Source organism: Streptomyces gilvosporeus, from assembly GCF_002082195.1.
GTDB classification, from domain to species: Bacteria; Actinomycetota; Actinomycetes; order Streptomycetales; family Streptomycetaceae; genus Streptomyces; species Streptomyces gilvosporeus.
This window is the reverse complement of the sequence record NZ_CP020569.1, coordinates 419,085-436,808: the sequence shown is the minus strand read 5'-3', so window position 1 is coordinate 436,808 and position 17,724 is coordinate 419,085. Positions and strand designations below refer to the sequence as shown.

Annotated in this window: 22 protein-coding genes; 9 read left to right on the top strand and 13 right to left on the bottom strand. The window is 68.4% G+C overall.

The window, feature by feature from the left end; genetic code table 11:
• Positions 1 to 120: 120 nt before the first annotated feature.
• From B1H19_RS02210 to B1H19_RS39520, 3 genes are all read left to right on the top strand, one after another.
• The gene (locus tag B1H19_RS02210; RefSeq protein WP_203237071.1) at positions 121 to 423 is read left to right on the top strand and encodes a hypothetical protein; all 303 of its coding nucleotides are present in this window, start codon (positions 121 to 123) and stop codon (positions 421 to 423) included.
• On the top strand, positions 420 to 620 hold the full coding sequence (locus tag B1H19_RS39525) for a hypothetical protein (RefSeq protein WP_237289058.1): 201 nt from the start codon (positions 420 to 422) through the stop codon (positions 618 to 620). Before B1H19_RS02210 ends, B1H19_RS39525 begins: the two co-directional genes overlap by 4 nt.
• Positions 621 to 729: 109 nt before the next feature.
• Positions 730 to 921 (top strand): hypothetical protein, encoded by a 192-nt coding sequence (locus tag B1H19_RS39520; protein WP_237289057.1) that lies wholly within the window; start codon positions 730 to 732, stop codon positions 919 to 921.
• Here the strand turns inward: B1H19_RS39520 and B1H19_RS40705 are convergent.
• Both B1H19_RS40705 and B1H19_RS02195 read right to left on the bottom strand, forming a co-directional pair.
• Positions 878 to 1,432 carry a recombinase family protein gene (locus tag B1H19_RS40705; RefSeq protein ID WP_083102576.1) on the bottom strand — a complete coding sequence of 185 codons (555 nt, stop codon included), beginning with the start codon at positions 1,430 to 1,432 and terminating at the stop codon, positions 878 to 880. The genes B1H19_RS39520 and B1H19_RS40705 overlap by 44 nt on opposite strands.
• Positions 1,342 to 2,136 carry a recombinase family protein gene (locus tag B1H19_RS02195; RefSeq protein WP_159027938.1) on the bottom strand — a complete coding sequence of 265 codons (795 nt, stop codon included), beginning with the start codon at positions 2,134 to 2,136 and terminating at the stop codon, positions 1,342 to 1,344. The genes B1H19_RS40705 and B1H19_RS02195 overlap by 91 nt, the downstream gene beginning before the upstream one ends.
• A gap of 121 nt (positions 2,137 to 2,257) precedes the next feature.
• On the opposite strand from B1H19_RS02195, the gene B1H19_RS02190 reads away from it, so the two are divergent.
• Both B1H19_RS02190 and B1H19_RS02185 read left to right on the top strand, forming a co-directional pair.
• A complete protein-coding gene (locus B1H19_RS02190; protein ID WP_083109379.1) occupies positions 2,258 to 2,878 on the top strand; it encodes a flavin reductase family protein in 621 nt (206 codons plus the stop codon).
• 235 nt (positions 2,879 to 3,113) lie between these two features.
• Positions 3,114 to 4,007, top strand: a complete 894-nt coding sequence (locus tag B1H19_RS02185; protein WP_083102574.1) for an endonuclease/exonuclease/phosphatase family protein — start codon at positions 3,114 to 3,116, stop codon at positions 4,005 to 4,007.
• 48 nt (positions 4,008 to 4,055) lie between these two features.
• On the opposite strand, the gene B1H19_RS02180 is transcribed toward B1H19_RS02185, so the two are convergent.
• Together B1H19_RS02180 and B1H19_RS02175 are read right to left on the bottom strand one after the other, a co-directional pair.
• Entirely contained in the window at positions 4,056 to 4,280 is a 225-nt protein-coding gene (locus tag B1H19_RS02180) for a DUF2277 domain-containing protein (RefSeq protein ID WP_083102573.1), read from the bottom strand.
• A 98-nt stretch (positions 4,281 to 4,378) separates the two neighbouring features.
• Positions 4,379 to 5,203 carry an alpha-ketoglutarate-dependent dioxygenase AlkB family protein gene (locus B1H19_RS02175; RefSeq protein ID WP_237289052.1) on the bottom strand — a complete coding sequence of 275 codons (825 nt, stop codon included), beginning with the start codon at positions 5,201 to 5,203 and terminating at the stop codon, positions 4,379 to 4,381.
• Between the two features lie 451 nt (positions 5,204 to 5,654).
• Between B1H19_RS02175 and B1H19_RS02170 the strand changes: the two genes are divergently transcribed.
• From B1H19_RS02170 to B1H19_RS02160, 3 genes are all read left to right on the top strand, one after another.
• Entirely contained in the window at positions 5,655 to 6,872 is a 1,218-nt protein-coding gene (locus B1H19_RS02170; RefSeq protein WP_237289049.1) for an acyl-CoA dehydrogenase family protein, read from the top strand.
• 131 nt (positions 6,873 to 7,003) lie between these two features.
• Entirely contained in the window at positions 7,004 to 7,351 is a 348-nt protein-coding gene (locus B1H19_RS02165; RefSeq protein WP_083102572.1) for a PadR family transcriptional regulator, read from the top strand.
• Positions 7,348 to 8,052: a hypothetical protein gene (locus tag B1H19_RS02160; RefSeq protein ID WP_083102571.1), complete on the top strand. Its 705-nt coding sequence runs from the start codon at positions 7,348 to 7,350 to the stop codon at positions 8,050 to 8,052. The genes B1H19_RS02165 and B1H19_RS02160 overlap by 4 nt, the downstream gene beginning before the upstream one ends.
• Positions 8,053 to 8,550: 498 nt before the next feature.
• Here the strand turns inward: B1H19_RS02160 and B1H19_RS02155 are convergent, their stop codons facing one another.
• From B1H19_RS02155 to B1H19_RS02145, 3 genes are all read right to left on the bottom strand, one after another.
• Entirely contained in the window at positions 8,551 to 9,168 is a 618-nt protein-coding gene (locus tag B1H19_RS02155; protein WP_083102570.1) for a GNAT family N-acetyltransferase, read from the bottom strand.
• A gap of 143 nt (positions 9,169 to 9,311) precedes the next feature.
• Entirely contained in the window at positions 9,312 to 9,650 is a 339-nt protein-coding gene (locus tag B1H19_RS02150) for a VOC family protein (RefSeq protein ID WP_237289046.1), read from the bottom strand.
• Between the two features lie 415 nt (positions 9,651 to 10,065).
• Complete coding sequence (locus B1H19_RS02145; protein WP_083102568.1) at positions 10,066 to 11,346, bottom strand: serine hydrolase domain-containing protein; 1,281 nt, start codon at positions 11,344 to 11,346, stop codon at positions 10,066 to 10,068.
• Positions 11,347 to 11,611: 265 nt separating this feature from the next.
• On the opposite strand from B1H19_RS02145, the gene B1H19_RS02140 reads away from it, so the two are divergent.
• Positions 11,612 to 11,842, top strand: coding sequence for a DUF6296 family protein (locus B1H19_RS02140; protein WP_083102567.1), 231 nt, complete (start codon positions 11,612 to 11,614; stop codon positions 11,840 to 11,842).
• An 85-nt stretch (positions 11,843 to 11,927) separates the two neighbouring features.
• Here B1H19_RS02140 and B1H19_RS02135 read toward each other — a convergent pair whose 3' ends face one another.
• From B1H19_RS02135 to B1H19_RS02110, 6 genes are all read right to left on the bottom strand, one after another.
• Positions 11,928 to 12,236: a hypothetical protein gene (locus B1H19_RS02135; protein WP_159027936.1), complete on the bottom strand. Its 309-nt coding sequence runs from the start codon at positions 12,234 to 12,236 to the stop codon at positions 11,928 to 11,930.
• A 99-nt stretch (positions 12,237 to 12,335) separates the two neighbouring features.
• Entirely contained in the window at positions 12,336 to 13,037 is a 702-nt protein-coding gene (locus B1H19_RS02130) for an aspartate/glutamate racemase family protein (RefSeq protein WP_083102565.1), read from the bottom strand.
• 38 nt (positions 13,038 to 13,075) lie between these two features.
• Positions 13,076 to 13,654 (bottom strand): hypothetical protein, encoded by a 579-nt coding sequence (locus B1H19_RS02125; RefSeq protein ID WP_083102564.1) that lies wholly within the window; start codon positions 13,652 to 13,654, stop codon positions 13,076 to 13,078.
• Positions 13,655 to 13,697: 43 nt separating this feature from the next.
• Positions 13,698 to 14,894, bottom strand: a complete 1,197-nt coding sequence (locus B1H19_RS02120) for a cytochrome P450 family protein (protein ID WP_237289746.1) — start codon at positions 14,892 to 14,894, stop codon at positions 13,698 to 13,700.
• A 299-nt stretch (positions 14,895 to 15,193) separates the two neighbouring features.
• A complete protein-coding gene (locus B1H19_RS02115) occupies positions 15,194 to 15,949 on the bottom strand; it encodes a hypothetical protein (RefSeq protein WP_083102562.1) in 756 nt (251 codons plus the stop codon).
• 160 nt (positions 15,950 to 16,109) lie between these two features.
• Positions 16,110 to 17,399, bottom strand: a complete 1,290-nt coding sequence (locus tag B1H19_RS02110) for an ATP-binding protein (RefSeq protein WP_083102561.1) — start codon at positions 17,397 to 17,399, stop codon at positions 16,110 to 16,112.
• Positions 17,400 to 17,724: the final 325 nt, after the last annotated feature.

The following is a 17,724-nucleotide window of genomic DNA, read 5'->3' as shown; positions in this document are numbered from 1 at the left end:
CGCCCCCAGCTCGTAGGCCCTCCTGCGGTCATCGGCGCACCCATCTACGTGGAGGCGTCGCCATACACGATGTGGGGCCGAGATCACCTGGCCAAAGCCTGCGTGGATGCCGGCCACACGGTGGTGGTACCCCAGCGGTTCGCGGCTGCGGACCCCGTGGCAGGGGCCCTGGCTGACCTGACCGCGGTGTGCTCGTCTGCCCGGCTGCCGGCAGACGTCTCCGGCTCGGAGACGCCGCCGGGAACCGCTCTGCTGATCGGTGCGGCTGCGGCCAGCGGCGTACGGATCGCGGCCTTCCAGCCGCGACCGACGTTCACGCACGCCCACGGCCGGGAGCCCAACTGGCGGAACCTCATGATCCAGTACGCCGCCGACGCCCACCTCGACAACGGCGACGCCGTCCTGTCCTGCCTGGCGGCATGAACCTCGACGAGATCGCCGGCGAGTACCAGAACCTGGTCCTCGAAGGCTGCGACGGAGTCGGCAAGAGCACACTCGGCGAACGCTTATCGACGGACCACGGCTTCGCTGTGGTGCACTCTCCCAAGACCCCGGACCACCTCGACCTGGCGAGCCGCTACAGGAAACATCCTCGCCGGGACCGGGCGCATCCTCTTTGACCGGTGCTTCATCAGCGAACTGGTCTACGGCCCCCTGCATCGAGGCAGGTCCCGAATCAACTGGAGCCAGGCTATCGATCTCACCGAGAGCGCGATCGAGCGTTCCGGCGTGCTCATCCATCTGACCGCGCCTCCGGCCGTCATCCGTCAACGGCTTCTCTCGCGGGACGGCGAGGCTGTCAGCCTGGAGGAGGTGTCCGCCCTGGTACCGGGCTACGAGAGGATTTTCTCGACTCTCGCGGACTACACCCGTGTGCTCACCCTCGACACCACAACCCTCGAACTCCCTTCGGCAGGGTGACGGGTGGCTCAGTCGGCAGTCTGCGCCGCGATGGCGGTTCCGCCGCAGCCTCCTCGGTCGGTGGGCGGGCACATGTAGTTGCGGGTGGTCCTGACTTGCGCTGCCTGTAGGAATGGCCGACGAGGCCGCGATGGCATTTGTTGCACCGCAGGATTCCGGACAGGAGGTACTTGTTGACCGGTGCGGTGCCGGACTCGCCCGGCTTGATGCCGGCCTTCTGGCGGCGGCGTTGCCACTCGAACTGGACCTGGGACCAGAGCTTGGGGGTGACGATGGGCTCCCACGTTCCCAGCAGTGGCCGTCCCTCGTCGTCGAAGAGGACCAGGGACCAGCCGTCCCCGGCGGTGGCCGCTTCGACTCGGTGCTTCCCTGCGTAGGAGACAATGCCTGCGTAGCGCGGGTTGCGGAGCATTTTGGCGATCATGGTGGATGACCACGTGCGTGCGGCTTGGGGAGTGATCCCCTCGGCATTGAATGCCTTGGCGATGCTGTACGCCGATTCCCCCGACATGAAGTCCTGGAAGATGCGGGTAACGACGTCGGCCTCTTCCGGAACGAGTTGGCCCTTCTTCTCACCCTTGCGGACCCAGCCGTAGGCGATACGGCCCTGAGCCACACCGTCCTGGGCAGCGGAGAGATGCTGTCGGGCGACGGGCGGGCGGTGTCCTCGGAGGACTTGAGCGCCATGACGCACATCATGCGGGCCATGTGGCGGTCGCTGTCGTTGATGAGGTTCATGCGGCCGCCGGTGGCCACGGTGACCGGGCGCTTGACGTACTCGACGATGTCGATGAGGTCTTCGAGGTCGCGTGGCTGGCGGACGAGGCGGTCGAGGTCGTAGAAGATGACGCCGTCGATCACACCGTGGGCGAGGTCGGCGAGCAGCTGGCGGAACTCGGGGCGCAGGACCATCCAGTCGACTGAGCCGTCGGGCTTGATGATCTTGCGCTTCTTGAAGGCCGAGGTGTCGTTCTCCTTGTAGATTTTGGCGAACGAGCCCCAGTGGAGGCGTGCCCTGGTGTCTTCGGCGTCTTCGAGCTGGCGGTCGACGCCGGCTTCGAGGCCGAAGCGGTCGGAGGAGATGCGCAGGTAGGCGCCGGGGCGTTTGGGTGCGTAGGCGGCCAGGTGGTCGTAGAGGTTGAGGGTGACCTGTCCGCCGCGGGCGTGCGCGGGGATGTCGAAGTCCTCCCAGACGGTGAGAGGTGCGGTTGTCACGGTGTTCGGCTCCTGGTGCTCGGTGGCTCCGATACCGGGCACTTTCCGTCGAAATCAGGGGTTGGGTGATGCCGCGGATCCCGCTGTAGGATCCGCGGCCGCCGTGTGGATACTGATCACCATGCGTACTCATTTCGATCCCGCTGACATGTCCCGCAACGAGTTCTACAAGCTGCTGACCGCGGTGGTGGTGCCGCGTCCGATCGCTTGGGTGTCGACGTACGACCCATATAGTGATTCAGCGAACCTTGCCCCGCACTCTTTCTTCAACATCGCCAGCGTGGCACCCCCCGTAGTGCAGTTCAGCTCCGTCGGGCGGAAGGACACCCTGCGGAACATCGAGGCAACCGGCCAATTCGTGGTGAGTTTTGCCGCGGAGGGAATGGAGCAGCAGGTGAACGAAAGCGCTACGGATTTTCCGCACGGGGTGAGTGAATTCGAGGCAGCGGGAATCGCTTCCGAGCCGAGTGTGCGGGTGAAGCCGCTGCGGGTGGCCGAGTCGCCGGTGGCATTGGAGTGCGAGGTGCACAGCACGCTGGGGATCGGGGATTCCACGGTGGTGTTCGGGCGGGTGGTGCACGCCGTGGTATCGGACGCTGTGCTGGCTGACGGACATCCGGAGATCGCAAAGCTGCGGCCGTTGTCGCGGCTGGGCAAGGATGAGTGGGGGACGGTTGCCGGTGTGCAGTCGATCTCCCGTATCCGGCATGCGGAATGGCAGGGGCCCGCAGTACGGGACTGAGGGGCGGATTTCCACCTCGCATTGCCACGCGGTTCAATGCGAACACGCGGTTCTCTGCGAAACCGCTTTCGGCTCATGGCAGTGTTCGAGGCTCTGCGGATAGGGTGCCGATCCTGATCTGCACAGGGCGAATGGAGTCGTTGTGAACGATGACTGTCTTCCTGTCCGGGAGTCTCGAGCCGCTGCGGACGTGGCACCGTCCGCGGTGTCAGGATCCGCCGGGCCGTCCGCGGCGGTGGGAATCAACCGCCGGTCGGCTCTGCGAGCGGCGGCCGCGGGGGCGGCTTCCGTGCCAGCGGTGGCGTACGGGGCCGGGTCGGCGGCCGCCGCCGACCAGGGGCGGGGGAGGGGCGGGGAGCTGCGGGTCATGACCTTCAACCTGCGGTACGCCTCTGATACCCGGCCGCATTCGTGGGCCGAGCGGCGCCCCGTCATGCGGTCGCTCCTGCGGCGCGAGGCTCCGCATCTGATCGGGACCCAGGAGGGGCTTTACCGGCAGCTCCGCGATATCGCGAAGGACCTGGGTCCGTATTACGCCTGGGTGGGGACGGGGCGGGGCGGCGGAAGCCGGGATGAATTCGCGGCGATTTTCTATGATGTGCGGCGGCTCGCACCGGTCGAGTACGACCACTTCTGGCTGTCCGATACGCCGTATCTGATCGGCTCGGCGACCTGGGGGAACACCGTTATTCGGATGGTGACCTGGGTGCGGTTCCGAGATATGTGGGGCGGGGGCGAGTTCGCAGCGTGGAATACGCACCTCGATCATGCGAACCAGTACTCGAGGGAGCGATCGGCAGCTTTGATCCGTGAGCGGCTCGGTGCGCTCGATCCGTCATTGCCGCGGATCGTCACGGGTGACTTCAATGTCGCGGCGCACAAGAATCCCGTATACGAGGCGATGCTGGCGGACGGGGCGCTCGTCGACAGCTGGGACGTGGCCGAGGAGCGGAGCGCTCAGTACGGCACGTTTCACGGGTACGGGCCGTTGGTGCCGGGCGGGGACCGGATCGACTGGATTCTGACTTCGCCGGGGGTTCGGACACGGCGTGCCACGATCAATGCCTTCTCCGAGCACGGACAGTTTCCCAGCGATCACCTTCCGGTGCAGGCGTTGGTGGAGTGGTGAGGGCCGTGGGGTCGGCGGCTGTGTGAGGGGCTGCCGGGACAGTCGGGCTCAGCGTTGCCGTGCTGCCGTCCCGCGGATCTGGAGACCATTGAGGAGTTCTTCGGTCGCGGCCGCCACGGCGTCCACGGCATGCTCGAACACCTCTCGGTTGTGTGCGGCCGGCGCGCGGAAGCCGGAGACCTTGCGGACGTACTGAAGGGCCGCGGCCCGGATGTCGTCGTCGGAGACTTCGGGCGTAACGGGAGGGCGAAGGGTCTTGATGCTGCGGCACATGAGTCCAGTCTGCCTCCTGGAACCCGGGTAGGAGCGGGGTGTGTGGGTCGGCCGCGTTGGAGACAGGGCTGGGCGCCGGCACGGGGCGGGATCGCGGGTCAGCTGAGCCCGGTGACTCGCATGGTGATGTTGAGGCGACCGTTGGTGAGGCCCGTCGCCGGGTCGCCGGTGCCCGGTCGGACCTTGGGTACCCCGTGGTACGCGAAGCGCGACGGGCCGCCGAAGACGAACAGATCGCCGGAGGCCAGCTCGATGTCGGTATACGGCTTGGTCCGCGTCTCGGTGTTGCCGAACCGGAAGACGCAGGTGTCGCCGATGCTCAGCGAGACCACCGGCGCGCCGGACCGCTCCTCCTTGTCCTGGTGCATGCCGAGTTTCGCCTGGGCGTCGTAGAAATTGATCAGTGCGGTGTCGGGCGTGTAGCCGTCGCCCGCTGTCTCGTCCTGATACGCGTCGACCAGCGCCCTGCGGCCCAACTCGACCATCCACTCCGGGAATTCGGCGACCCGCGCACCGTTGACGTCGTCGGCGGTCCGGGTATACGCGTACGGCTGCCAGTGCCAGCCGATGCACACCGTCTGGACGGACATCACGCCGCCCCGGGGGAGCTTGGTGTGCCGGATCGGCGCCGGGCCGCGCGCCCAGCCGCGGCAGGCGGTGACCAGCTCGCGCTGCTGGTCCAGGGTCAGCCAGCCGGGGACGTGGACGGCGCCGGGGGCGAGAACGTGGCGGGAAGGGCGTCGCCCCTGGCCGCTGGGTGGTGAGGAGCCGGCGGGACCGTCAGTGCCATTGTCGCCGTCGGTGCCGCTGATGTCATTGCCGGAGGCGGCGGGCGGGTGAGGAGTGCGCTGGGGTCGGTCGGAGCCGTCGGCCCCAGCCGGGCCCGTGGTCCCCGTAGAGCCGCCCGTGGTTCTCGCGGGCATCCTGTCTCCCGTGGAACGGCCAGTTCCCGCGGGCCCGTTGATGCTTCCCGGCGGCCCGTTGTGCTCAAGCTCCCCGAAGTCCTCGAAGCCGGGAAGTGGCGTACTCATCTGCTCCTCGACCTGCCTGTCGTCTCGTCGGCCCGGTGACCGTCATGGCGATCGCTGCGGTGGCGGTCGCGGTGTACCGATCGCGCCAGTGGTTTGGCTGTTCCTGCGATTGTCCTCTCCTCAGCGTGCCATGGAGCGGCGTAGCGCGGGGCGGCTTGGCGGCTCGGAGGACTTCGGTGGGGCAACGACCGGCGAGTGCGTATCTGGTCATGGGCGGTTCCGGAATGTCGGCGCAGACGGTGCCCTTTCCCCGTCATCCGGTGGTCGGCGATGCTTCCATGAGGTCACAACAGGGCGCTTCCCATCCGCAGCGGGGCACCCGAGCATGGAGGAGGTCTCCGTCGTGGCCACGAACGCGATGAACCGGTCCGCGGAATCCGGCGGTGGCGAAGGGCCGGTCGACTTACCGGAACGGGCCGCCTCATTGGTCGAGTTGCTTCGGCGCCATGCCGGCCGCACGGAGAAGCAGCGACGGGTTGCCGAGGAGAACATCGCGGCACTCGACGAGGCCGGACTGTTCGGCATCACGGTTCCCAGGCGATTCGGTGGCCACCAGGCGAGCGTCCGCACCCTTGTCGAGGTGGGCGCGGAACTCGGCCGTGGCTGTGGGTCCACCGCCTGGACCACCAGTTTGATCAACGTCTCCGGCTGGGTCATCGGCCTCTTTCCGGAACGCGCGCAGCGTGAGGTCTACGAGGCGAACCTCGGTGCCCGGGCCTGCGCCGCCCTGCCGCCCCACGGCACGGGCACGTCGGCCGACGGAGGGCAGGCCATCACCGGACGGTGGGGCTTCGTGTCCGGCTGTCTGCACGCCGAGTGGGCGCTGCTTGGCGTATCGATCACCGACGCGGGTGGCGGGCGGCCGGACCAAGGACTGGCGCTGGTCCCGATGGACCGACTGACGATCGAGGAAACCTGGCACGTGGCCGGGATGTGCGGCACCGGAAGCAACACCCTCATCGCCGACAACGTCTTTGTTCCTGCGCATCGCATCCTGTCGGTGGCCGGGGCGAAGCAGGGCAGGTATCCGACCGAGTTCAGGGACGAGGTCCTCTACCGCGCGGCGTTCGTCCCGACGCTCGCCCTTTCGCTGGCCGGTCCGCTGCTGGGTCTTGCCCGCGGCGGGATGGAACTGGTGCTGGCCTCTCTGGCGCAGGGGCGCGGCATTTCGCACACCTTCTACGAGCAGGCACGCCAGGCGCCCTCGACCCAGATGCAATGCGCCGAGGCCGCCCAACTGATCGATACCGCGACCCTGCACCTCATGCGGGCGGCGGACGATGTCGACAACTGGGCGGCGAGGGGCCAGTTCATGCCCCTTCTCGACCGGGCCCGGGTGCGCATGGACGTCGCCACGGTCGCCCGCAGCTCACGAGAGGCGCTGGACATTCTGCTGACCGTCCAGGGCGCCAAAAGCTTCGCCGACGGAAGCCCGTTGCAGCGCATCTGGCGAGATCAGGAGACCGGCAGCCGGCACGCACTGATCAACCCTGCCATCGCGACCGAGATCTACGGCCGGGCTCTGCTCGGGATCGACGATCAGGTCAGCCCACTGATCTGAGCGCGTGCGGCTGCCGTGGTGGGCGCGGCCAAGGGATTCACCGAGGGGCGGTGACAGAGTGCGCCGGGGGCCCGGTGCCCCACGCTCACTACCTTGTAGTGCAAGATTCTTGCTGTGTAAGGTAGCGCGCCATGGAGGAGACATCCGCTCCACGCGCCCAGTGGCTTCGGGGCGTGCTGGACATGTGCCTGCTGGCGTTGATGGCGGAGGCCCCGATCTACGGATACGAGATGGCCGTCCGGCTCGGCGAAGTCGGGCTGGACGTCGCCGACGGGTCGATCTATCCGGCGTTGGCGCGCCTGCGCAAGCGCCAGCTGGTCGAGGTGGAACGTCGTACCGGGGGTGGCGGCCCCGCCCGCACCTACTACAGGCCCAGCGCGGCCGGCTTCCAGATGCTCCGGTCGTGGACCCGCGACTGGAATGAATTCGCCACGAGCATCGGCTCCATAGTCACCCGCACCGCAGGGAAAGAATCATGACGCTGACCGTCGAAACCGCGATCTCCCAGGTCATGGAGACATGGCGCCGCCTCGGCGTCGATGAGGACACGGCCGCCGAGATGGCCGAGGAACTGGCCGCCGATTTGACCGCCGCAGCACAGGACGGCCGGGACATCAGCGCCTTCATCGGCGGAGATGTGGACGCCCTCGCCACCTCTTGGGCGGTCGAACGCGGACTGCTGCCCCTGCACCGGCGCCTGAAGGAGTCGGCGCTCGCCGGGGCCGGGGGAGCCTTCGTGCCGGCCGTCCTCGCGCTGGCGTTCTGCTTCCTCTCGTGGAGCCACACGCTCGACGCCTGCACGGGCTCGGGCACCGGACCTGACGGAGAGGCGCTGGGCTGTCGCCCCACGCTCGACGCTCCCTGGATGTGGGTCGGCTGGGCCGTGTGCATGCCCCTCGCCTTCTTCATGATCCGGCACACCGTGCGCGTGACACTCCAGCACCACCTCGCCCCCGTGCGCGAAGCGACCATGCGGGCGCTGACCAAGACCCTTCCCCTCATCGAGCTGACGGCGGCGCTGGTGGGCGGAGGGATCGGCCTCCTGGCGCAGCCCGTCTTCGGGTACTTCGCCATCCTCGCCTTCCCGTTCGCACTGGTCGGGATGCTCGGCACCGTCGCAGCGGGGGTTGCCCTCGTCCGGCACCGGACGTGCCCGACGGCAGACCTCCCGGCGAAGTAGCCAGGGCTGGGCACCTACGAGGAAAGGACAGGGAGCCGGGCGCTTCCCCGGCGAGGGCGCTCCCGGCAGGGCCTTCGCGCCCAGCGGGCTACGCCGCCTGCACCACCTCTGAGCGCACCGCGGTCGTCCAGATCTCCAGGAGCACGGCATACTCCGCCATGTCCTGCGCCGTCCACGCCATGCCGTGCCGGGCGCGAACAAATCGCCGGATTGATTCGTTGGCCTCGGATGCTGGGACGGGATCCCCCGTAGGGGCAGAAGGAGTTGGGGACATGTGAGACATGTTAGGGCCAGTGACTGACAATTCGTCACCCCGTGCGCCCCTCGTGCGCCCCTTCGTATTCCTTTCTCCTCCTGCCTGCCCACCGTCTCTACCCTCCGATCAGCAGGTATCCGCGAGGCCAGGCAAGGGAAGGCAAGGCAAAAAAATTGCCGTCCGCCGTGCGCCCCCGCGCAAGCGGGCGGCCTCCCACGTGCGATCTGACACCGTCGGCGCGGTCAGGCCGACGTCTGACCGGCTGTTTCCGGCCGCCCCCGATGCCGGAACCATTCCGGCGCCAGGATCGACATCACCGCCGCGTCCACCCGCTGGCCATCCCAGAGCAGCGCGTCGCGCAGTATGCCCTCGGCGACGAACCCCACTTTCTCGTAGACGCGGCGAGCCCGCGGATTGAAGGCGTAGACCTCCAGCGAGATGCGGTGCAGACCCAGCTGCTCGAAGCCGTATCCCACGATCAGTCGGGTCGCCTCGGTCCCGATGCCGTGCCCGTAGGTGCCAGGGACAAGGCCGATACGAAAGTTGCAGCTTTCGTTGCCCGGTTCCCAGTCGTTGAGCACCGCCTCACCGATGACGTTCCCCGTCGCCTGCTCGACCACGGCGAGATCCAGCCGGTCGTCCTGTTCCCGACGAGTGTCGTACCAGGTGCGTATCGGTGCCTCATCAGGCCGGTCGTCGCCATGGCTGCCGGTCAGCCGTGATGCCTCCGCATCCCGGAACATCGGCATCAGCGCGGGCACGTCAGCGACCGTGACCGGCCGGAGCAGCACCTTTTCCCCGCTCAGCGTGGGCTTGCTGGCGAAGTCGGGCTGTGGGGCACTGCGAACGTGATCAACCATTGCCGCATTGTGTCCCGCTGCCCCGCCTGGCGTCCTCCCGTTATCCGCGCATACCCAGGGCCACCTGGCCACCTTTGGCCAAGCACTCTTCCTTTCGGGCGGCCCGTGGCTCGCGGTCGGGAAGGGAATCCGCTGACCGGCCGTCAGTGGAGAAAGAGGCAGAAGGGATGCCCCGCCGGGTCGAAGAACACGCGAACGTCGTCCTGTGGCTGGAATTCCGCCAGCGTCGCACCCAAGGCGACGGCGTACGCCCCGGCCTCGTCGAGGTCATCGACCCGGATGTCCAGGTGGAGCATTTTCTGTTGCTCCCCGGCCCGTTCCGGCCATACCGGAGGGACGTACGCCGCCTCCGACTGGAAGGAGAGCCCTGTGCCACCCTCCGACGGTCTGAGCAGCACCCAGTCCGGTTCGTGGAATTTCACCTCCCATCCCAGCAGGCGTTGATAGAAGTCCGCCAGTGCAGGGGCATCCGGGCAGTCCACGACCACTGTCGCCAGCGAGAAACGGGGGCGGGGATTCGGCGGCGTTCCTTCGCCCGTCGTTCTTGCTTCCGTCGGCTCTTCTCCGGCTCGTCCCTCGTGGGCCGCCGGCCTTTGTGGCACCACTGACCGTCCCGTCGTCCGTCGTGTGGTCATCGCCGTGCAGACTCCTCTCTCCGCTTCTGGACTTGTCCCCGAACGGGCTGTTGGCCATGTGGCGTTAATCCGATCGGGTGGCGTTGTCGGCCTGGTCGCGGCCTGGTGCGCGGCCAGGTTTGGCGAGGTGATGCGGGTGTACGGGGACGGCTCCAAGGCTCGTTGTCAGTGGTCGCCCGTACGGTGGTCCCCGTAACTATCCGAGCTGCTGGCGCTTCTCGGACCCGTCCCGCCCCTGTGACAGCGCACGGGGGCGGGACGCCTACGGTGTGCTGGGCAGCGGGAGGGTGCGCGATGCCTCCGGCTGCGGATGGGCATGGGCGTGGGTGCCGCAGAGGGCTTGCCCGATGTGTGTGTCCATGGCGTAGTCGATCGGGCCGAGCTTGGGCTGACCGTTGCCGTCGAGTTTTTGGTAGCGCGTCAGATTGAAGCCGAGGGATATCTGGTGGCGGCCATCGGTGCTGGTGAAGGACCAGGTCATGGCGCCGAGCACCAGACCGTTGTGTCCCCAGAACTCTCCGCAGGGCGCCTCGGTGCGGAGCAGGCCCAGGCCGTAGCGCGCGGTGGTGCCGGCGATCGGCACCGTGGTCTTCATTTGGCGCAGCTCGGCGGGGGCGAGGAGCTTGCCGCTGAGGAGTGCGCGGTAGAAGCGGTTCAGATCGGGCATGGTCGAGACCAGCGAACCGGCCGTCCCGGCCCAGGACAGGTTGTAGACGCTGAAGTCGCGGGGCGGGTTGAAGCCGCCGTACGCGGCCTCGTACATCTTGGCGTGGGGGCCGGTCAGGTAGGCAGAGGTCGGGAAGTAGGTGTGGCGTAGTCCGGCCTTTTGGATCACGTGGTCGGTGATGTACTGCTCCGGGGATTCGCCCGTGATCTTCTGAAGCAGGAGTCCGGCGATGACGTAGTTGGTGTTGGAGTAGTGATGTGCCTTGCCCGGAGTGTCCAACGGCGGGGCCTTGAGACCCAGTCGGGCCAGGTCCTCGGGGGCGAATTGATGGAAGCGGTTGTCTTCCAGGCTCTGCGGGGTCGCGAAGATCGCGCTGGAGTAGTCGCCGATACCGCTGGTGTGGTTGAGCAGCATGCGTACGGTGATGGCCCGGCCGCGCTTGCCCGGGATGAGGTCGGGCAGATAGCGGCCTATGGGCGCGTCCAGCGCGATGCGGCCCTTCCCCACCTGCTGTAGGACGGCGACCGAGGTGAACGTCTTGGTGATGCTGCCGATGCGGTGACGCATCTGTGGGGTGGTGGGACGCTTGGTGTCGATATCGGCCCAGCCTGCCGCTCCCTGCCACTCCTCGGAGCCGTCGCGCACCGCAGAGTAAGCGCCGTACATTCCCGCGTCGTGGAATGCCTTGAGGGTTCTGTCGAGCGCCGCGCGGTCGAGGCCGACGCGGTCGGTGGTGGGTGCGGTGGCGGTGAGCGGGGTCGCGGGGGCCGGGACGGCCGAGGCCGTCGAGACCGCCGGTGCCGTCAGGGCGAATACGGCGGCAGCGGTGGTCCCGGCGAGCCGCACGGTGCGGCGAGTGGGGCGGGCAACAGACATGGTGGCTCCGTGAGTTCGAGGTCCGTGAGGGCCGTTCGATCTTTGGTGGTTCGATTCTGGCGGCGGGACGGCCTCGCGCCATCAACCCGTGGAACTACCTTGATCCCAAATCCGGATGACAAAGATCAGGTTTAACTTCGTGGGCGGTGGATCGGGGCCGGTGGACCGCTCTTGCCGCCGCAGCCGTTCCTGAGGCGCGGCGGGCCCGGGTGAGTGACGATGGAATGGCGGAGGTGTAGCGGCAGAGTCAGTTCGGGAGGCCGCGATGGATTACCCGGAACGCTATGAGCTGGTATTTCAGGCTCTCGCCGTGGAGGACGATGTGGTGGTGGTCCGGCGCACCGAGCTGGCGGGAGCGGGCGGGTATCCGGTCTACGAAGACGAATCGGGGATCGTCCGCGCGGAGATCAGCGACCGAGGCGAGGTCCGCATGCTGGCCAGCGGGGGACACCAGGCGCCCCAGGCGCCGCTGCTGGCCCGGCCGCTGAGTCCGTAGAGCTTCGGGGTCGGGGATCTCTTAGGAGCAGTAGTACGACGCCAGGGGGAGAATGGGACGTCGGGGGGAGGGGCGCGGGCTGGAGCTAGAGGCCGCGCAGGTGGCCGCGGCGCCGAGGCCGTGGTGATTCCTCGGCGGCGGCCCGGTCGGCATCCGCCTCGGCGCACGCGGGGGGAGCAGCGGGCGCAGAGGCGGTGGGGGAGGGGGCATCCGAGCCGGAGCGGGCGTCGGGGTCAGGGGATTCGTCCGAGCCGGACGGGGTGCCGGGGTGATCGGTCGGGTCCGGCTCGGGCTTTGCGGTGTGTCCTTCGAGTACCGCCATGGCGCGTTCCAGGGTCTCTCCGGTCACCTGCATCCGGATCCTGGCCAGTCGTTCCAACTCGGTGTGCGACACCACGTCAGAGTACCCGTCCTCACTTCAAACCCCGACCGCGGAAAGGATTTGTCACGCGGAAGACGTCATTCTGAGGCTCGGGCCCGCCCCTGCCCGCTTTCACATCGCGTCATCCGTCAGCGCCAGCGCGACCGCTGCTTCGGCGTGGAGCCGGGTGGTCGGGAAGACGGGGACGGGGCTGTCGTCTTCGCTGATCAGCAGCTCGATCTCGGTGCAGCCGAGCACGATGCCCTCGGCGCCGGCGGCGACCAGGTCCTGGATGATGGCTTGGTAGGCCCTGCGGGACTCTTCGCGGACGATCCCGACGCAGAGTTCCTCGTAGATCACCTGGTGCACGGCCCTGCGTCCGGGTCCATCGGGGACGAGCACGTCGAGGCCCCGGGCCGTGAGCCGGCCCCGATAGAAATCCTGCTCCATGGTGAAGGCCGTGCCCAGCAGCCCGACACGGCGCAGGCCCTGTGCGCGTACGGCGCTCGCCGTGGTGTCGGCCAGATGCAGGAGCGGGACGGAGACCGCAGCGGCCACTTCGTCGGCGACCTTGTGCATGGTGTTGGTACAGATCAGCAGCAGGTCCGCGCCCGCGGCCTCCAGGGCCTTGGCGGCCTGGGCCAGGATCTCGGCCGCTACGTCCCAGCGCCCCTCGGTCTGTAGCCGTTCGATCTCGGCGAAGTCGACGGAGTACAGCACACAGCGCGACGAGTGGAGACCGCCCAGACGCTCACGCGTCAGCTCGTTCAGCAGCCGGTAGTACTCCGCCGTCGATTCCCAACTCATGCCGCCGAGCAGCCCGATAGTCTTCATCGCGCAACTGTCGCACATCCGTGCCGAGGCGATTGATCCTACGACGACGCGACGAGATCCAGGTCCGCGCTCTGCAGGCGTAGTTCTTCCTGGAGAAGGGTGTCGTGCCGGCATGCACTGCGGGTCCCGCCGGTGGCGTGCCACGACATGGTGAGGGCGGCCTCGCGCCCGTATCGGAGGCAGTGCAGGGGCTCCCGGACCTCGCCGTGCACGGCGGCATGGCAGGCGTTGGTCACCGACGCAGCGGAATACCAGGCGAGGTCGGCGAGGGCACCGGGAGCGTCGGCGGCGATCTGGAGCTGGTCGAAAGCTGCCAGCATGACCGGGAGCGTGACGGAAGTTCCGTCGTCCAGTTTCCGCCATACGTCGGCCAGCGCCCGGCCGAGCACCCGCGGATCACCCCTGCCGGTCTCCGCGTGGAAACGGAGGAAGTACGGTTGCAGACGGGCGACGGTCAGCGCCGCCAGGGTGGCGCGGCCCTCGGCGGACAGCTCCGTGATACGGGCCGTCAGACGGCGCTCCTCGTCCCGATGCCACGCGATGCCGTCGTCCTCCGTGCAATCGCGGCAGGGGACGACGGCGCCACGGTGGCCCAACGCCTCGTCGGACACGGTCATTTACGCTGCTGTCGGCATGGTCGCTGTCACGGTTACCTGACGGTCACGTCCGGTCGTTCGCCCAGCGGATCGGGAGCTGCTCCGTGCCCCGGATGAGCATGCTGGGCCGCCAGGTGAGGGCATCCGCGGGGCAGTCGAGCGCGAGGTCGGAGCAGCGGTCCAGGAGGGCGCCGATGGCAATACGGGCCTCCATGCGCGCCAGTGGGGCGCCGAGGCAGAAGTGGATGCCGTGCCCGAAGGCCACATGGCCACGGGGCTCGCGCGTGATGTCGAACTCGTCCGCGGCGGCGAAGCGCTCGGGGTCGCGGGAGGCGGAGGCCAAGGCGATCAGTATGGGTTCCCTGGCGGGTATGACCGTGCCGCCGATCTCGACCGGCTCCGAGGTGAAGCGCCAGGTGGCCGTCTCCACGGGACCGTCGTAACGCAGCATCTCCTCCACGGCGTTGTCCAGGAGGGAGGTATCGGCCCGCAGGGCGGCCAGCTGGTCGGGATGCTGGAGCAGCGCGCGTACCCCGTTGGAGATCAGACTGACGGTTGTCTCGTGGCCGGCGACCAGGAGCAGGAAGGCCATGCCGACCAACTCGTCCCGGGAGAGCCGGTCGCCGCCCTCCTCGCTCGTCCGGATCAGGGCGCTGAGCAGGTCATCGCCCGGCACACCGCGCTTCTGCTCGATCAGGTCCACGAGGTATGCGGTCATCGCCCTGATGGCGTCGTTGACGGCCGACGGGTCGGTCGGGGCGACGATCTCGTTCGACCAGGCGCGAAAGGCGGACCGGTCGATGTCGGGGACGCCGATCAGTTCGCAGATCACGGTCATGGGCAACGGGAATGCCAGCGTCTCCACCAGGTCGGCGCGCCCGTCGGGGGCGGCCAGCATCGCGTCCAGCAACTCGTCGGTGATCTCCTGGACGCGCGGGCGCAGCGCCTCGACGCGGCGGGAGGTGAACTCCCGGGCCACCAGCTTCCGCAGCCGGGTGTGGTGCGGCGGATCGGAGTCGAGCATGTGCTTGAACAGCGGGGAGTCCTCGGCGTTCTCGTCCATCATCCCCGCGGCCCACCAGTCCTTCTTGAGCCGGTCGTCGGCGAGCGCCGTCCGGACCGCGTCGTAGCCGACGATCAGCCATGCCTCCGGGCCTTCGGATATCCGCACCCGGTGTACGGGGCCTTGGGCGCGCAGTTCGGCGTAGTAGGGATAGGGGTTGGCGGCGAAGTCCTTTCCGTAGGAGGTCAGGTCGACGATCCCCGGTGTCTGCTCGACCACCCCCGCTGCCTGCGGCTTTGTCGGAGTCTCCGCCACGGTCCTACCCCCATATCGCGTCGTGATCTCGACATCGTGTCGTGATCTCCGCGCCAGACTATGCAGGGGTGATGAATCGGACATCGTCCGGTAGGTGGAGCGCGGTGCGCTGCGCGTACTCCGTTCGGAGGGGGTGGGATCGGCCGGGGAGGGGGGAGTTGGGGAGGGGAGGAGTAGGGGGCCGCCCGGGTGGGGTGGCGGGTGGCCCCCTACTCGTCGTTCCGGCCTGGTTCAGGCCGTGCCTATCCGACGCGTTCGATCCGGGCGTGGCGGATCAGGAACTTTCCTGCCTCGCGTACCTGCTCGAAGGCCGCGTTGTTGAGCAGCGCACAGCTGCCCGACGTCGAAGTGACGGATACCGTGGTCGACTTGTTGTTGTCCAGATTGGTCACCTTCAGCTTGGTTCCGGTGGGGAATTGGTTGCTCGACGCCGCCGGGGGGCCGCCCTCGCCGGAGAGGGTGACCGTCGAACCGGCGCAGACGACATCGGAGCCGGCCGACTGTCCGGAGTCCCCGCCCGGCGGCGCGGAGGCCGTGGACTGGTCCTGCGGGGGCGCGCTGCCGGGGTCGGCCGGGGGCGCTGTGCTCCCTTGGTCTGCCGGGGGTGCCGTGCCCTGCTGGCCTGCCGGGGGTGTGGTGCCTTGCTGGTCTGCAGGGGGTGGTGTGCCCTCCTGGCCGGTCGGGGGTGTGGACGCGGGCGGCTGGGCCGCGTTGTCGTTGCCCTGGCTGCCGTCGCACCCGGCAGCCTTCTGCCGGGACTCGATCTGGGCGATCACGGCCTGACGGTTGGCGATGCGGGCGGCCGACTGGGCATCGGGGTGGGCCTGTTGGGCGGCGACGAACTTCTGGTTGTTGCTCAAGGCTGTGGCCAGCCCGTCACACGCCACCGATGCATGGCCGGTGCCCGACGCGACGATCGCGATACCACCTGCCAGCGCCGCGGAGCTGACGAAAGCGGCGATCTTTTTCCCCCGGCCGATTCTTCTCTTTCGGGACACGCGACACTCCTGTCCTCGGTGCGGAACCCTTGGCGCGGGTTCGATGCAGCCTTGTACGGAGAGGAGGTGTCGGCCGTTTCAGCGCCGGAGCGTATTTGTCGGGGGATGCCAAATCCGGGGGCGGTCAGGGTCCCCCGGGGCCGCCGTCTCACGGTCGCCCTCAACACCGGGCGTGCGCAGTGATGTCCGCCGCGAACTCCTCGACCATCGCCGGGGTGACCGTCGGACGGCACTGGGCCAGGGCGGCGAGATAGTCCTCCGTACTCGCCCCCAACCGCCCCTGCACGCCCGCGCCGAGGCCGATCGACTCCAGGTCCCGTTCGAACGAAGCCTGCGCCGCCACCCGGGCGGCATGCTCGATATCGGCCGGAGTGAACAGCTTGCTGGCCGCCACCAGCGCCGCCACATCCACATCGGCCCGGCCATCCGTGTGACGGGACCAGATCGCCGCACGGGCCGCCGTGTCCGGCGTACCGATCGGGATCAGATAGTCGAAGCGGCCGGGGCGCAGGAAGGCCGGGTCCAGAGAGCGGATGGAGTTGGTCGCGCACACCAGCAGCCGCTCGTCCCGCTCCCGGAACCCGGGTATGAGCTTGAGCAGTTCGTTGGTCACCCCGTGCAGCCCGCCGGGTTGCGCCGGCTCCGCGCGCACCGGGGCGATCTCCTCGACCTCGTCGATGAAGACCAGCACCCGCTCCAGCTCCGCGATCCGGGCGAACGCGCTGCGCAGCGCCGCCGCGAGGTTGCCCTCATCGGCCAGCCGGGACGGCAGCAACTCGACGAACGGCCAGCCCAGTTTGGCCGCGATACCGCGCGCGAACGTCGTCTTCCCGGTCCCCGGCGGACCGAACAGGGCGATCGCCCGCGGCGGCCGTACCCCGTGCCGGGCGGCCCGCTCCGGCTCCGCCAGCGGCAGCACCACACGCCGTTCGATCAGATCCTTCTCCGCTTCCATCCCGGCGACCCTGGCCCACAGATCGGCCGGCAGGAACCGTCCGCCGAGGTCCTCCAGCAGACTGGCCGCGGGACCGTGGTGCGGTTCGACCTTCTCGAAGTAGGCCACGGCCGGCTGCCGCGTATAGCCCGCGTTGAGCAGCCCCTCGCCCAGGAGGTCCTCCTCGGGCAGGACGTAGGCGATCCGGCTCACCCGCGCGGCGACCAGCCGCCGCTCCAGTTCCACCAGCAGCGCACTCGCCAGTCCCCGCCCACGCCAGGCCGACGAGATGGCGATCCGCATCACCCAGCCCCGCTCACCCGCCACACAGGCCAGCGCCGCACCGATGGGCACGCCCTGGTGGACGGCCACCACGGCGGGCTGCCGGGAGCTGAGCGCACTGATGCACTCGGCCAGCGAGAACACCGACTCCTGTCCGAGCTCGGCCGTGGAATCGATGAGGTGGACCACTGCGGCGAGATCCGTCTCGCGGTAGTCGTGGATGAGCCAGTTCACCGGTACCGCCCCTCGTTGGTGATGTTGCAGCGAGGCTAGGGGCGGCGGGGGAGCGGGGCCTGCTCCACCGTGCACAATCCGCAGCGGCGAAAGCTACGTTCCGTACGTAGCCAGATGGCGTCCCTGGAGTACGGGGCGGTTGGTCGGGGTGTGAGCGAGATGCGCGCTATGGATGAGCCGCGGGATATCTGGGCATCGATGCCGTTCGGTACGTATTGAGCCGACTGGCGCGGAGCCATTCGGGGAACGGTGAATGCCCTTGCCAGACAAGCCGGTTCGGGGTGAGGTATTGCACCGTAGGCGGTAACTCTGCCTGGGGAGGGGG

Coding starts and splice junctions, on each gene's coding strand:
- B1H19_RS40705 (WP_083102576.1), bottom strand. CDS start 1,432: ATGTCGGGGGAATCGGCGTACAGCATCGCCAAGGCATTCAATGCCGAG.
- B1H19_RS02175 (WP_237289052.1), bottom strand. CDS start 5,203: ATGCCCGCGAGAACCACGGGCGGCTCTACGGGGACCACGGGCCCGGCT.
- B1H19_RS02130 (WP_083102565.1), bottom strand. CDS start 13,037: ATGAAGACTATCGGGCTGCTCGGCGGCATGAGTTGGGAATCGACGGCG.
- B1H19_RS02180 (WP_083102573.1), bottom strand. CDS start 4,280: ATGTGCCGCAGCATCAAGACCCTTCGCCCTCCCGTTACGCCCGAAGTC.
- B1H19_RS02165 (WP_083102572.1), top strand. CDS start 7,004: ATGGAGGAGACATCCGCTCCACGCGCCCAGTGGCTTCGGGGCGTGCTG.
- B1H19_RS02140 (WP_083102567.1), top strand. CDS start 11,612: ATGGATTACCCGGAACGCTATGAGCTGGTATTTCAGGCTCTCGCCGTG.
- B1H19_RS02145 (WP_083102568.1), bottom strand. CDS start 11,346: ATGTCTGTTGCCCGCCCCACTCGCCGCACCGTGCGGCTCGCCGGGACC.
- B1H19_RS02125 (WP_083102564.1), bottom strand. CDS start 13,654: ATGACCGTGTCCGACGAGGCGTTGGGCCACCGTGGCGCCGTCGTCCCC.
- B1H19_RS02160 (WP_083102571.1), top strand. CDS start 7,348: ATGACGCTGACCGTCGAAACCGCGATCTCCCAGGTCATGGAGACATGG.
- B1H19_RS02155 (WP_083102570.1), bottom strand. CDS start 9,168: ATGGTTGATCACGTTCGCAGTGCCCCACAGCCCGACTTCGCCAGCAAG.
- B1H19_RS39525 (WP_237289058.1), top strand. CDS start 420: ATGAACCTCGACGAGATCGCCGGCGAGTACCAGAACCTGGTCCTCGAA.
- B1H19_RS02190 (WP_083109379.1), top strand. CDS start 2,258: ATGCGTACTCATTTCGATCCCGCTGACATGTCCCGCAACGAGTTCTAC.